We start from the raw sequence: 13614 nt of genomic DNA, 5'->3' as shown, positions 1-13614 counted from the left end.
ACAGTTGCACTTGCCGGTAAGGCGGGCATGAAATCCGCGCGGCCCCGCTTCGGCCCTGGATCAGCCGAAGATCATCAGCTTGATGGCGCGGGCATCAGTGACGCCGCCGCCAACGCGCTTGGTGGCATAAAACAGAACATGCGGCTTGGCCGAGAACGGGTCGCGCAGGACGCGCAGATCGGGACGCTCGACGATGGTATAGCCGGCGCGAAAATCACCAAAGGCGATCGCAGCAGCGCCACGGGCGATATCAGGCATCTCTTCGCAGATCAGCACCGGATAGCCCAGCAACTGCGCCGGCTGCCCCAAAGCCAGCGAGTCCGTCCACAAAAACCGGCCATCGGCATCGCGCATCTTGCGCACCGCCGCAGCGGTCTTCGAGTTCATGACAAAGCTTGCATTGGCCCGATATTGCGCGCCCAGCGAATAAACCAGGTCGATCAAAGCATCTGCCGGATTCCCTTCGGCAAAATCTCCATCACCACCTGACAGCAAGGTTCCGATCCTGGAATCACCAGCCTCATGATGGGGCGCCGTAGCATGGGTCAGGAATCCCTTGGGCTTGTTGATACCGTCGCCTTTGACAAAGGCTGCTGCCTCCGCTCGGGAAAATTTGTCGGCAATCCGACCGGCAAGCCAGCTTTCGACGTCAAAGGCACTGTCGTCCAGCAGGCGCTGGCTCGCCTTGGGCATGGCAGAAAGCTCGTGCACCGGAATCACGACCCGCTGAACGGTCGGCGTACCCGTCTCAGCCTGAGCGGTATCCTCGCTCGCCCAACCATGGGCGATATCGCCCATATCGACCAGCACCTCATAGCTCGCCGATTCCACTGTCACGACATTGGCAATCCGTCGCAACGAGGCGGTGCCGGTCAGAACGTCCTGCACCTGCATCGCCACGGTCGGAGCAACAAGGAACCCGCCATCCGAGGTCGAGGTCATTGCCTTACCTTCCAACGGCAACCCGCGCAGCGCCGCATCGTCCCCATGGCGGACATAGGCGTCAAACGCCTTTTGATAGGGCGCGCCCTGATCGGCCTCAGCCGACAAAGGGGCACGCGCCCGGGAAATGCTCTTGCGGTCCATGATGGTCATGCGATCTTCCTGTACTTTCAGTTGTTTCTGAATGTCTGAGCGAAACTGCTTGAGTTCATTTACGAATCCCAGCATTTCAGCCCCCAGTTCTCCGGGCAGTTCTGTCCCGGCCGCGGCTTTCACCTCGGTCATGCTCCCCTCCATTTGGATGAAATCATTCGGCGCGCAGCGCCTGCGTTGCGGCCCGAAAAGCCGCTGCCAGTTCGTCGATCCCGCCTGATTTTCGGCCCACCTTTGCCTCGGCAAGCATGGGAAAGGTGACCAAGGACACCTCCCACAGCTCGACCTCGGTCAGCCGCCGCCGGCCCTTGGCATCACGCTCGGCCGAAATTGTGCGATAGCCGATCGACAACCCGTCGATGGCACCAGCAGCGATCAGCGCCGCCGCCTCGCGGGCCTGGGCAATGTCGGGCAAAAGCCTACCCGCGACCCACAGACCCCGCTCGTCCTCTCGTATCTCGTCCCAAACGCCGATCGGCCGGGTCGGGTCATGCTGCCACAGCATCCGCACACGGTCGCCGCGCGCGGCAAGCCGCCTCAGGCTTTCGGCATAGGCCCCGCGCAAGACGACATCGCCGCCCTGATCCGTAACGCCGAACAGGCTGGCATAGCCCTCGATCCGCGTACCGTCCAAGATCAGGGACGATCCCGCCGCAAACTTCAACTCCAGCCCGTAATCCTTTGAATTCACGCTATCCCCCTTTTGGCGTAAAGGTCATGATCGATTGCACGGCCTGGGTCAGGATCACCGCGACAACGCCATAAACCGTCATCCATAAGCGCCGCTCCAGCCCTTCGATCAGCGCCTCGATCCGCTCCAGCCGGCGCTCGACCTGACCAAACTGCAGCGCCATGATCCGCTCTTGGGTGTTGAGGCGCTGGTCATGCCAGTCAAAGGGCTCCTTGACGAAACGCGAGCCCTCCATCCTAGTCCTCCTGCGCAGGCGGCAGGCCCAGAACCGCGCGCTTTTCCGCCTCGCTCAGAAAGGCCGCCTCGCCGACACGCCGCCATTGGGCGTCGCGTTCCTCAGCAAGCGCAGGCACCTGATCCGGATCGGCACGCAAGTCGATCTCATTGCCCAGATGCTCGGACAGCCACCACGCCACGGCACTCGCCACGCGCGAGACCAGAGGCAGAACCGTCAGCCGATAAAACGCCCGATGCGCCTCGGCGTAGTTGGCATAGGTCGCCTCGCCCGGAATACCGATCAGCATGGGTGGCACGCCAAAAGCCTGTGCAATCTCGCGTGCAGCGGCCAGCTTGGTCTGATGAAACTCCATGTCCGAGGGGGAAAACCCCATCGGCTTCCAGTCCAACCCGCCCTCCAACAGCATCGGTCGACCGGCATTACGGGCGCCCTGATGATGCATCTCCATCTCGGCAACCAACCGTTCATACTGGTCGGGCGACAGGTTCCCCTGCCCATCTGCACCGCGATAGACGATAGCGCCGGAAGGCCGCGCAGCATTATCCAGCAAAGCCTTCGACCAGCTCGAAGCGCTGTTGTGGACATCGACAGCCACCGCAGCCGCCTGCATCGGCGACAGCCCATAATGATCGTCCAAAGGATGAAAGCTGCGGATATGGCAAATCGGATCGGGACTGCCCGCCATATCGAACCGAACCTTGCGGCCACCCACACCATATTCATAGGCGATGGGCCAACCATCCGGCCCCGGCACCACCGCCATCCGATCAGCGCGCAAGACATGCAGCTCCGCAGGCAGGCCTTTGGGCCCCATACCGACCGCCTCCAGATAACCGTTACCGCTTAACAGGATCTGGCCATAAAGCGCCTCGAATATCTCGGCACGGCCCTGCGCCGGATTGGGCCTGCGCAGCAGATCCAGCACCGGATGCACGTCATAACGCCGCTCTCGGTCCTGACAGATCAGCGGCACCGCAGCCGCCGCTTCGGCAATCAGCCGTACGGCTCGGAAACCGACCGGATTGCCGATGAACCCGGCATTGGTCAGGCTGACCGTATCACGCGGGGACCAGACAACCCGACCTGACCCCGCTGCCAACGCCACTACCTTACCGGCGGCGCTGGCCTTTTTCTCGACTGCGGTGGTTGGCCGCGCCGATACCCCATTCCGCCCGAACCAGGGAAATGCCATAGGCTCCTCCTGAAAATCCCAAGAAAAAAGGGCCGCTGACCGCGACCCTCACGAGCCCCATGACCCGTTCTTCCGTGTCCAAATATCCATGCGACAGCCCCGCAAAAGCGGCGCCGAAGCCGCTAGAGCGCGCGTACCGCAGGACGCGTATAATGCGCCGCCGGCTCAATCATCAGCTCGTGAATAGCCCAGACCAGAGCATCCAGACGATCCGGTGAGCCCTTGCCACCATAGCCCGCGACGGTCATGCGGCACATCTGATCTTCAAGGATCCCCAGGCCGCGCAGGTGGTGAACCCGACCCTGCTCATAAAGCGCCGCGACCGGCTCGGCCCGCAACCCCTTGCCCCGCCCGGCACGCAAGGCGCGAAAGGGCACCAGCGGGTCGATCTGGCGCAAAACACTTTCCACCAGATCGCCGCCCTGATTGACCTCGGCCACCAGCCGCTCGCCGCCATGCCGCTCCATCGCCTGAATTGCCGCCCGCGCCCAATCAGACGGCCCGCCCCGGACCGAGGCATCCTCAAGCACATAGGCCCGCCAGTCGGTCACCGGACCCTCGGCCACCACCCCGGCGACGACGATGCCGCATTCATCAGCGCCAGCCCCGCCCGTCACCGCGGGATCGACCGCAACCACCATACGCGATAGCGTCGGGGCCGCATCGACCCTGCACCGTTCAAGCATCGAAGTCGTCCAAAGCGCGCCGTCGACATCTTCAAGAAGCAGCCCCTCAAGCTCCTGCCGCCCAAGCCGTGTGCCCGCATAGCGCGCCTCGACCTCGGCAAGAAAGCTCTCGGCCAGATAGGCACGGTTGGCATCGGTCGGCGCATGGGTGGTCACGGTCGAGGCATTACCCAGAATCCGCTTCAACACCGGGACATTCTTTGGCGTCGTCGTCACCACCTGCTGAGGGTGTTCCCCCAGACGCAGGGCAAATTGCAGCATGTCCCAGGTCTCCTCGGCCTTCTTCCACTTGGCCAGTTCATCGACCCAGGCGGCATCGAATTGCGGACCACGCAGCGCCTCGGGCTCATGCGCCGAATAAACCTGTGCGGTGGCGCCATTTGCCCAGACCAACCGCCTCCGTCCCGCCTCCCACACCGGACGGCGATCCGGAGGCGAGCAGGCCAAAATCCCCGACTCGCCAAAGACCATGACGTCACGCGCCTGATCAAAGGTCTCGCTAACCAGCGCAAGGCGACGGGCACGGCCCGGCGCATCTGGGGTAGCTCCTTCAACCTGCATGCGCACCCATTCGGCACCGGCGCGGGTCTTGCCCGCGCCGCGTCCCCCCATGATCACCCAGGATTTCCAGTCGCCCTCGGGCGGCAACTGATGCGGCAGCGCCCAGAACTCGAACAGCCAGGGCAGTGCCGCAAGGGCATTGTCGCCAAGGCTGCCCAGGAATTCGTCAACCTCCTCCTGCGCGGCGCAGGCAAGCCAGGCGGCGCCCGATCTCATCGCGTGCCGCGACAAGGTCAAGCGTTCCCGCGCCGACCTGTCCGGCAGCTTCCTTGCGAAGCTTGTCAACCTTGCTCCTTTCCTCCAGCACCAGTTGGGTCGCGGCCCTCAGGTCGCGCACCATCCGGACGGATTCCTTCAACTCGTCCATCTCGCCGGCCTGAATCTTGGCCCGCAATCGGGCAAGATCCGCCGCATAAGACCGGAACAGCCCATCCGCGATCGCAAGCACATCCATGTCAGGCGCCGCGGCGGCGCCGGGCACGAAAGGCCCTTCCGGTGCCTCCGGCCCCGGATCGAAATTCATCGTCATTCCTGATCGTCCTGCCCTCGTGTGTCTGTCCGCACGAGCAAGAAATGAAAAAAGCGGCCTCGGGTCATCCGACCCGGCCGCTTGCCCACCTCTCCCAGCATGGGTAATTTCTACTTTAGGGCGTTCGCAAAGTCAATAAGAACCCATTGGTTGAGTTCGGCATCTCAAAATAAATCACTGAAAACAACAGGATGGGCCGCGCAACACCTCAGCGCACGCAATATGCAACGGGGGCGAAAACGCCCCCGTCAACTGCCGAATCTAGTCACCCTGAACCGGGGAAAGCGGCTGTCCGCGCTGACGCTCGATCTCACGCCACCGGGCAACATTGCTGTTGTGCTCTTCCAGCGTCCGGGCAAAGGCGTGACCACCCGAACCGTCCGCGACAAAGAAGACGTAGTCCGTATCCTCGGGGTTCAGCGCTGCCTCGATGGCAGCCCGGCCCGGATTGGCGATCGGCGTCGGAGGCAGCCCGTCCACCTGATAGGTGTTATAAGGCGTGCGCCGCCGCAGCTCAGAGCCGCGAATGCCGCGATCAAGAACCCCTTTGCCGCCAGTGATGCCGTAGATCACGGTCGGGTCGGTCTCCAGTCGCATTCCCTGGCGCAACCGGTTCACAAAGACACTGGCGACCACGCGACGCTCTTCCGGGATCCCGGTTTCTTTTTCGATAATCGAGGCCATGATCAGCGCCTCTTCGGGCGAAGCATAGGGCAGATCCGGCGCCCGCGCCTCCCACGCCGAGGCCAGGATCGACGATTGCCGCCGCGCCATTTCGGCCAGCAGGGTGGCGCGATCCGCACCCTTTTCGACATCATAGGTGTCGGGCGCGAGGCTGCCCTCGGCAGGAAGCCTGCCGACCTCGCCGCCCAGGAAACCTGCTTGCTTCAGACCCTCGGCCACCTGCCAACTGGTCACGCCCTCCGCGACCGAAATACGCAGCCGCGCGTCCGGCTTTTGCTCGGCGGCGGCAATGACCTCAGGTGCAGGCTCGGTGGCGGGGTTGTATTTCGCCTGTTCGGCAAAAACGCCAGTTTCGGAATCCATGTCCCGCAGGATCACCGAGTTTTCGCGCACACCTATGCGGAACACGACCTCGGTGCCACAGGTGCTGGGGCCGCCTGCGGTAATGACGCGAGAGATTTCGGCCATGCTGGCCTGCGGAGGGACCAGATACGAGCCGAATTTCAGATTGCGCGACTTGCCTTCATAATCAGCGCCGACCCGAAAGACATAGGCGTTCGAGATCACGCCCTGTTCGGCCAACTGCTGACTGATCGCGTTCAGGCTGGCGCCAGGCGCGACACGCACACAAGCAGCCACGGCGCTTGGGCCAGGCCGGTCGTATTCATGCTTGCCCCAGGCGACCGCGGCCGCAACCGCAATCAGCACCACAATCAGCAGTGTCAGGAAGTTCGACGCGATATGGCGCCAGATCATTCCTTGACCCGTCCCATCACCAGGCTGGCGTTGGTGCCGCCAAAGCCAAAGCTGTTCGACAGCACGTAATCCACCTTGCGGCGCACAGCAGCATTGGCGGCCAGATCGACGGGCGTTTCACGCGCCGGATTGTCAAGGTTGATGGTCGGCGGACAGATCTGGTCACGCAAGGCGAGAATACAGAAGATCGCCTCGACCGCGCCTGCCGCGCCCAAAAGATGGCCGGTGCTCGACTTGGTCGAGGACATCACCACATTGCCAGCCGCATCGCCAAGCAGCCGCTCGACCGCGCCAAGCTCGATCACGTCGGCCATGGTCGAGGTGCCATGCGCGTTGATATAATCCAGATCGCCCGGCTTGATACTGGCACGAGCCAAGGCATTGGACATGCTGCGGAAACCGCCTTCGCCATCCTCGCTTGGCGCGGTGATGTGATAGGCGTCGCCCGACAGACCATAGCCCAGAATCTCGGCATAGATATGCGCGCCACGGGCCTTGGCGTGCTCGTATTCCTCAAGCACCAGAACGCCCGCGCCTTCGCCCATGACAAAGCCGTCGCGATCCACGTCCCAGGGCCGCGAAGCCGCCTTCGGATCAGCCTCGCGCTTGGTGGACAGTGCCTTGCAGGCGTTGAAGCCGGCGATGCCGATCTCGCAGATCGGGCTTTCGGTGCCGCCAGCGATCATAACGTCAGCGTCGCCCAGGGCAATCAGCCGCGCCGCATCACCGATAGCATGGGCGCCGGTCGAACAGGCGGTCACTACTGCATGGTTCGGCCCCTTGAAACCAAAGCGGATCGAGACCTGCCCTGAAACAAGGTTGATCAGCGCCCCGGGAATAAAGAAGGGCGACACCCGTTTCGGTCCGCGCTCTTTGATCAGAACCGCAGTTTCGGCGATCGACTGCAACCCGCCGATGCCCGAACCGATCAGCACGCCGGTACGCTCGCGGTCAGTCTCGTTTTCGGGCACCCAGCCGGAATCGCGGACGGCCTGCTCGGCAGCGGCCATGCCATAGACGATAAAATCGTCCACCTTGCGGCGGTCCTTGGCCTCCATCCAGTCATCGGGATTGAATGTGCCGTTCGAACCATCCCCGAACGGAATTTCGCAGGCGTATTTCGTCGCCACATCCTTGGTGTCGAAACGAGTGATCAGGCCGGCACCGGATTCTCCGGCCAGCAGTCTCGACCAGGTCTCTTCGACCCCCGAGGCCAGCGGTGTGACCATCCCCAGTCCGGTGACGACAACTCTGCGCATGCACGGGCTCCTTCGCAACGCTCGATCGGGCAGGTTCTACACGCCCCCCGCTGCCCGTGCAACGCAAAGCGACCCCCGCCGGCAAGCGCCCGCCCCATCATGGCCCGTCCCACCCCGGCAGGATGGCAACACCACCAAAAACAAAGGGAACTGATGGGCAGGGCGCTCGTTGAACTCGACGGGAAAGGGCCTATTCTGCTGCCGGGCCCTTGCGACACATGAAAGGACTACACCGGATGACCACGCAGACACAGGCCAGCGCCCAGGCAGCCCTGGACGAAATCCAGACCGTGACCGCGGTCGTCCTGCCCGAACCACCTGCAGCAGCCCCAACCCTCAGCGAGGCCAACCCTGAGCTTGCCGAGGAAATCCGCAAGCGCATGGCCGAGGTGAATATCCGCGACTCTGGCTCGATCGTGCATTTCGGTGCCCGCGCCCAGAATGAGCTGCAGGAAATCAGCCAGGCAATGCTTGAAGGGGTCAGGAACAAGGACGTTGGCCCCGCCGGCGAATCGCTGCGCGAGATCGTGACCACGATCCGCGGCTTTTCGGTCAGCGAACTCGACGTAAGGCGCAAGCGCAGCTGGTGGGAAAAACTGCTGGGCCGTGCCGCTCCATTCGCGAAATTCGTCGCCAATTACGAAGAGGTTCAGGGCCAGATTGATCGCATCACCGCCGATCTGGACCATCACCAGCACCTGTTGTTGAAAGACATCAAATCGCTGGACCTGCTTTATGATCGCACGCTGAACTTCTACGACGAGCTCGCGCTCTATATCGCAGCAGGCGAAGAAAAACTGGCGCAGATCGACCGTGACGAGATCCCCGCAAAGGAAGCCGCCGTCGAGGCTGCGGCAGAAAACGACAAGGTCATGGCCGCGCAAGAACTGCGCGACCTGCGCTCGGCGCGCGACGATCTTGAGCGTCGGGTCCATGACCTGAAGCTGACGCGACAGGTGACGATGCAGTCTCTGCCTTCGATCCGGCTGGTGCAGGAAAACGACAAATCGCTGATCACCAAGATCAATTCGACACTGGTGAACACCGTGCCCCTGTGGGAAACGCAGCTGGCTCAGGCAGTCACCATCCAGCGCAGCGCCGAGGCCGCCCGCGCGGTCAAAGAGGCAAACGACCTGACCAACGACCTGCTGACCGCAAACGCCAAGAATCTGCGCGAAGCCAATGCCCAGATACGCACTCAGGTCGAGCGGGGCGTCTTTGACATCGAGGCGGTGCGCACCGCTAATGCCGAGCTGATTTCGACCATCGAGGACAGCTTGCGCATCGCTGACGAAGGTCGCGTCCGCCGCGCCGCCGCCGAGGAAGACCTCAGGACGATGGAAGCGGAACTGCGCAAGACCCTCGCCTCGGCCCGAGCCGGCTCCACCTCCCCAGCCTCGACACCATCGTGACCCTGACCACCCGCCCCCGACTTTTGGCACAGCCGTTCGCTCTGCCTTTTGCGCTGGCTCTGCTGGCGCTGCTTTCCGCCTGTGCGCCCGAAACCCAGACCGAGGCGCCGCCGCCCGTGATCAAGGCACCGCCACCCCCGGACCGGCCCGAACCACCCGAGGTCGATCAGGCAGCCCTGCGGCGCGAACGCGCTGAAACCGCACGCGCCGCAACCGCGCGGGCCGAGGCGGCGGCCGCCTCTCCGGCCAGCCGCAGTATGCGCGAATATCTTGCCAATGTTGAGGAAACGCTGATCAGCCGCGGGCGTCTGCGCACCGATGGGGGGACCGAGATCACCCTGACCCCCGAAAAGCTGGCCGAGGATTTCATCGAGGTCGCCCTTCACGACGAATATATACGCGAAGGGGGCAAGCTGATCCCCCGCGCCACCCCAGCACCCCTGCGGCGCTGGCAACAGCCGGTGCTGGTGCGGGTCGAATTCGGGGACTCGGTCGCTCCGGCGCTGCGGGCCCGTGACCGGGCCGACATCGCGGGCCTTGCCGCACGGCTGCAAAGCGTCAGCGGCCATCCGGTCGGGCTGACCGGCGGTACGGGCAATTTCAACGTCCTGATCGTGAACGAGGATGAGCGGCGCCAGATCGCCCCGCGCCTCGCCTCGCTCGTACCGGGCATCCCGGCAAGCGATATAGACGCGCTGCGCGATCTGGCGCCGCAGAATTACTGCACGGTCTTTGCCTATTCCAACGGCAACTCGCCGACCTACACCCAGGCCGTGGCGCTGATCCGGGCCGAGCTGCCTTCGCGGCTGCGCCGTTCGTGCATTCACGAAGAATTGGCACAGGGCATGGGCCTTGCCAATGACAGCCCGCGGGTGCGGCCCTCGATCTTCAACGATGACGAAGAATTCGCCTATCTGACCCCGCATGATGAGCTGTTGCTCAAGATCCTTTACGATCCTCGGCTGCAGCCCGGCATGACCGCGGCCGAGGCGCGTCCGATCATCCTGCAGATCGCCCGCGAACTTCTGGGAACCGAAGCCTAGCCCCGGCAGTCGGGGCTTGACGCGGGACAGGCGCGGGGATCATCCTCGCCACGCGTCCCGGCAAGCGCGAAAGGCAAGCCTCATGAGCATTTTCGACATCCTCGGCGGCGAGTTCATTGATGTCATCGAATGGACCGACGACAGCCGCGACACCATGGTCTGGCGCTATCCGACGGTAGGCAAAGCGATCAAATACGGCGCCAAGCTGACCGTGCGCGAGGGGCAGGCGGCCGTCTTTATCCATGAGGGCCAGCTTGCCGATGTGTTCCAGCCCGGTCTTTATATGCTGGAAACCAACAACCTGCCGATCCTGACCCGGCTGCAACATTGGGACCACGGCTTTCGCAGCCCCTTCAAGTCCGAGATCTATTTCGTCAACACCACCCGTTTCAACGACCTGAAATGGGGCACGCGCAACCCGGTCATCGCCCGCGATCCGGAATTCGGCCCGGTGCGCATCCGCGCCTTTGGCACCTTCTCCATGCGGGTGACCGACCCCGGCCGCTTCATGACCGAGATCGTCGGCACCGATGGCGAATTCACCGCCGATGAGATCAGCTTTCAGCTGCGCAATATCATCGTGCAGGAATTCTCGCGCATGATCGCAGGTTCGGGCATCCCGGTTCTGGACATGGCGGCAAATACCGGCGATCTGGGCCAGATGGTCGCCAAAGCGATCAGCCCCACGATTGCAGCGTATGGACTGACCATTCCAGAATTTTATATTGAAAACATTAGCCTGCCTGACGAAGTTGAGAAAATGCTTGATAAGCGGACCTCGATGGGCATCGTGGGCGATCTGAACCGCTTTGGCCAGTACGCGGCATCCGAGGCAATGCTGAACGCGTCAAACCAGCCCGGGGGCATGGGGGCAGGCATCGGCGCCGGACTGGGCGCGGGCCTTGGCGCCGCCATGGCGCAACGCGGTCCGTGGGGTGCCGTGCCCCAGCCACAGGTCGCGCCGCAGAGCCCGCCGCCGCTGCAACCCGAAACGGTCTGGCATATCGCCATCAATGGCGAGGCCGACGGCCCCTATGGCCGCGCCCACCTGGGCCGGCTGGCACGCGAGGGGCAGTTTGCCCGTGACACCCTGGTCTGGACCCCCGGTCAGGACGGTTGGAAACGGGCCGAGGACGTGGCCGAGCTGGCCCAGCTGTTCACCGTCGCGCCGCCTCCCCCTCCGCCGCCGCTGCCCAAGGCAGAGTGACGGACAGGAATGCCGACCCCGCCTTCGGAATACCGCTACCCGTGCGAGAATTGCGGCGCGAGCCTTGAATTCTCGCCCGGGCAGCAAAGCTTGCTCTGCCCTTTTTGCGGACACCAGCAGGATATCGGCCCCGGCCCCGCGCGTGCTCCGGCCCGCCAGCCGCAGCAGGGCCCCTGGGGCGAAAGCGCCATTCTGCGCGACCCTGCGACTGGCCGGGCGCTGCAATGGGACGGGGGGCACAAATCACCCGGCCTGCGGGAACTGCCGCTTGAGGATGGCCTGTCGCTTGACCGCAACAGCGAGCTGGCCGAAACGGTCCGCACCCTCTCTTGCCCTAATTGTGGCGCAAAGGTCGAAATCACCAGCGACCGCCACGCCTCGGCCTGCCCGTTCTGCGCCACCGCCGTGGTTACGGACACCGGCACAACCCGGCTGATCAAACCACAGGGCGTGCTGCCCTTTGTCATCAGCGAGGCTCAGGCAAAAGCGGCTCTTGAGGATTGGCTGCGCGGCCTGTGGTTCGCCCCGTCGGGCCTGACCGCCTATGCCCGCCGCGGCAAAAAGATGAGCGGGGTCTATTCGCCCTTCTGGACCTTCGACGCCGATACAGCCTCACGTTACAGCGGCGCGCGCGGGGATTGGTATTATGAAACGGTCTATGTCACCCAGATGGTGGACGGCCGCCAGCAGCGGGTCGCCCAACAGGTGCGCAAGACGCGCTGGACAACGGTATCGGGTCAGGTGGCGCGGAATTTCGACGATGTGCTGGTGCTTGCCTCCAGCTCTCTGCCACGCCGGATCACCGATGCGCTGACCCCATGGGATCTGTCGCATCTGGTGCCATATCAGCCCGAATATCTGGCCGGCTTTCTGGCCGAGGGTTATACAATCCCGCTCAGCGCCGGCCATGACATTGCGCGACAGGAAATGGCAGGTGTCATCGCCATGGACGTGCGCCGCGACATCGGCGGCAATGAACAGCGCATCCACGGAATCGAGACCCGCTACACGGATGAAACCTTCAAGCATATCCTGCTGCCGGTCTGGACAGCGGCTTATCGCTATAACGGTAAAAGCTACCGCTTCGTCGTCAACGGTCAGTCGGGCCGGGTGCAGGGCGAACGGCCCTGGTCGGTGTGGAAGATCACTTTCGCGGTGCTTCTGGCACTTGTCCTGCTGCTCGCACTGATCTGGATGAATGAGCGCGGCGGTTTCGTGCGGATTGGTGAGGCGGACTTCACACCGGATATTTTCATCGCCGACAGTTACCGCTATCAGAAGGCCGGAACGGGCGGCCTTGCCGCCCCAAGCGGTTAGGAACGGGAAGGGAGGGGTAACCATGATCCTGTGCGTCGGAGAATCGCTGATCGACATGGTGCCCGAAGGGGCGAACTATCGCCCTCTGCCCGGTGGCGCAGTCTATAACACCGCGATTGCGCTTGGCCGTATGGGCGTACCGACGGGCTATCTGTGGCCGCTATCGCGTGACCGCTTTGGCGAGACGCTGATGCGCCCACTGGCCGAAGCCGGGGTCGACACCGCACTTTGCCCGCGCAGCGACCGGCTGACCACGCTGGCTTTTGTCTCGTTAGAAGGGGGCGAGGCACGCTATTTCTTTTATGACGAGGGCTCGGCCGGGCGCATGTTCTCGCCCGAGGACCTGCCCGAGATCCCGGAAACCGTCTCGGCACTGTTCATCGGCGGGATCAGCCTTGTCCCTGATCCCTGCGGCGCTGCGGTCGAGGAACTGGTCAGGCGTGTCCGCCACCGCATGCCGATCATGCTGGACCCGAATATTCGTCCCTTCTTTATCTCGGATTCCAACGCCTATCGCGCGCGGCTTGAGCGGCTGTTTGCCATGGCCGATCTGGTCAAGCTTTCGGGCGACGACATGGATTGGCTGATGCCCGGCAAAAGCTACGAAGAAGCCGCGGCGGCGATCCTTGCCCGCGGCCCTCGCGTCGTGTTCCAGACCGGAGGTTCAGCCGGGGCGCGGGCTTTCTGGGCGGGCGAGACCCAGATCGCCCAAGCGGTGCGGGTCGAGGTTGCCGACACCATCGGCGCAGGCGATACGTTCAACGCGGGCGTCATGGCCGCACTTGATCACGCAGGGGCACTTAGCCGTGACGCCCTCGACAGGCTTGATGCCCAGACGATCGCCAAGGCGCTGACGCTTGGCACCCGCGCGGCCGCCATCACCGTCTCGCGCCCCGGGGCAAACCCGCCCTGGGCGCATGAGCTTGAAGGGCAACCGGCCTGAC

General features: G+C 63.5%; 13 protein-coding genes. 5 read left to right on the top strand and 8 right to left on the bottom strand.

Going from position 1 to position 13614, the window contains the following annotated elements; translation table 11 throughout:
• Positions 1-60 precede the first annotated feature (60 nt).
• The 8 genes from F8A10_RS18250 to fabF form a co-directional block, all read right to left on the bottom strand.
• A complete protein-coding gene (locus F8A10_RS18250) occupies positions 61-1227 on the bottom strand; it encodes a phage major capsid protein (RefSeq protein ID WP_029371604.1) in 1167 nt (388 codons plus the stop codon).
• Between the two features lie 22 nt (positions 1228-1249).
• Positions 1250-1786 carry an HK97 family phage prohead protease gene (locus tag F8A10_RS18245; protein WP_406611736.1) on the bottom strand — a complete coding sequence of 179 codons (537 nt, stop codon included), beginning with the start codon at positions 1784-1786 and terminating at the stop codon, positions 1250-1252.
• A 1-nt stretch (position 1787) separates the two neighbouring features.
• Positions 1788-2021 (bottom strand): GTA head formation protein, RCAP_rcc01685 family, encoded by a 234-nt coding sequence (locus F8A10_RS18240; protein ID WP_010394124.1) that lies wholly within the window; start codon positions 2019-2021, stop codon positions 1788-1790.
• Position 2022: 1 nt separating this feature from the next.
• Positions 2023-3216, bottom strand: coding sequence for a phage portal protein (locus F8A10_RS18235; RefSeq protein ID WP_152368091.1), 1194 nt, complete (start codon positions 3214-3216; stop codon positions 2023-2025).
• Between the two features lie 122 nt (positions 3217-3338).
• Positions 3339-4679 (bottom strand): DNA-packaging protein, encoded by a 1341-nt coding sequence (locus tag F8A10_RS18230; RefSeq protein ID WP_152368090.1) that lies wholly within the window; start codon positions 4677-4679, stop codon positions 3339-3341.
• Positions 4630-4992, bottom strand: coding sequence for a hypothetical protein (locus F8A10_RS18225; RefSeq protein WP_010394130.1), 363 nt, complete (start codon positions 4990-4992; stop codon positions 4630-4632). Before F8A10_RS18225 ends, F8A10_RS18230 begins: the two co-directional genes overlap by 50 nt.
• A gap of 261 nt (positions 4993-5253) precedes the next feature.
• Positions 5254-6432 (bottom strand): endolytic transglycosylase MltG, encoded by a 1179-nt coding sequence (gene mltG / locus F8A10_RS18220; protein WP_010394132.1) that lies wholly within the window; start codon positions 6430-6432, stop codon positions 5254-5256.
• Entirely contained in the window at positions 6429-7691 is a 1263-nt protein-coding gene (gene fabF, locus F8A10_RS18215; RefSeq protein WP_010394134.1) for a beta-ketoacyl-ACP synthase II, read from the bottom strand. The genes mltG and fabF overlap by 4 nt, the downstream gene beginning before the upstream one ends.
• 236 nt (positions 7692-7927) lie before the next feature.
• Between fabF and F8A10_RS18210 the strand changes: the two genes are divergently transcribed.
• The 5 genes from F8A10_RS18210 (at position 7928) to F8A10_RS18190 (ending at position 13613) form a co-directional block, all read left to right on the top strand.
• Positions 7928-9103: a toxic anion resistance protein gene (locus F8A10_RS18210; protein ID WP_010394137.1), complete on the top strand. Its 1176-nt coding sequence runs from the start codon at positions 7928-7930 to the stop codon at positions 9101-9103.
• A complete protein-coding gene (locus tag F8A10_RS18205) occupies positions 9100-10146 on the top strand; it encodes a DUF2927 domain-containing protein (protein WP_152368089.1) in 1047 nt (348 codons plus the stop codon). The genes F8A10_RS18210 and F8A10_RS18205 overlap by 4 nt, the downstream gene beginning before the upstream one ends.
• 82 nt (positions 10147-10228) lie before the next feature.
• Positions 10229-11353, top strand: a complete 1125-nt coding sequence (locus F8A10_RS18200; protein WP_010394143.1) for an SPFH domain-containing protein — start codon at positions 10229-10231, stop codon at positions 11351-11353.
• Positions 11354-11362: 9 nt separating this feature from the next.
• Entirely contained in the window at positions 11363-12670 is a 1308-nt protein-coding gene (locus F8A10_RS18195) for a zinc ribbon domain-containing protein (protein ID WP_152368088.1), read from the top strand.
• Between the two features lie 22 nt (positions 12671-12692).
• Positions 12693-13613, top strand: coding sequence for a carbohydrate kinase family protein (locus F8A10_RS18190; protein WP_152368087.1), 921 nt, complete (start codon positions 12693-12695; stop codon positions 13611-13613).
• Position 13614: the final 1 nt, after the last annotated feature.

This window comes from Paracoccus kondratievae (assembly GCF_009301415.1).
GTDB classification, from domain to species: Bacteria; Pseudomonadota; Alphaproteobacteria; order Rhodobacterales; family Rhodobacteraceae; genus Paracoccus; species Paracoccus kondratievae.
Note: the sequence above shows the minus strand (reverse complement) of the source record. Positions and strands in the feature narration are given on the sequence as shown.

Excerpts from the sequence above, each read along its gene's own strand:
- F8A10_RS18250 (WP_029371604.1), bottom strand. The coding sequence starts at position 1,227 with ATGACCGAGGTGAAAGCCGCGGCCGGGACAGAACTGCCCGGAGAACTG.
- F8A10_RS18240 (WP_010394124.1), bottom strand. The coding sequence starts at position 2,021 with ATGGAGGGCTCGCGTTTCGTCAAGGAGCCCTTTGACTGGCATGACCAG.
- F8A10_RS18235 (WP_152368091.1), bottom strand. The coding sequence starts at position 3,216 with ATGGCATTTCCCTGGTTCGGGCGGAATGGGGTATCGGCGCGGCCAACC.
- F8A10_RS18230 (WP_152368090.1), bottom strand. The coding sequence starts at position 4,679 with ATGAGATCGGGCGCCGCCTGGCTTGCCTGCGCCGCGCAGGAGGAGGTT.
- F8A10_RS18225 (WP_010394130.1), bottom strand. The coding sequence starts at position 4,992 with ATGACGATGAATTTCGATCCGGGGCCGGAGGCACCGGAAGGGCCTTTC.
- mltG (WP_010394132.1), bottom strand. The coding sequence starts at position 6,432 with ATGATCTGGCGCCATATCGCGTCGAACTTCCTGACACTGCTGATTGTG.
- fabF (WP_010394134.1), bottom strand. The coding sequence starts at position 7,691 with ATGCGCAGAGTTGTCGTCACCGGACTGGGGATGGTCACACCGCTGGCC.
- F8A10_RS18210 (WP_010394137.1), top strand. The coding sequence starts at position 7,928 with ATGACCACGCAGACACAGGCCAGCGCCCAGGCAGCCCTGGACGAAATC.
- F8A10_RS18200 (WP_010394143.1), top strand. The coding sequence starts at position 10,229 with ATGAGCATTTTCGACATCCTCGGCGGCGAGTTCATTGATGTCATCGAA.
- F8A10_RS18195 (WP_152368088.1), top strand. The coding sequence starts at position 11,363 with ATGCCGACCCCGCCTTCGGAATACCGCTACCCGTGCGAGAATTGCGGC.
- F8A10_RS18190 (WP_152368087.1), top strand. The coding sequence starts at position 12,693 with ATGATCCTGTGCGTCGGAGAATCGCTGATCGACATGGTGCCCGAAGGG.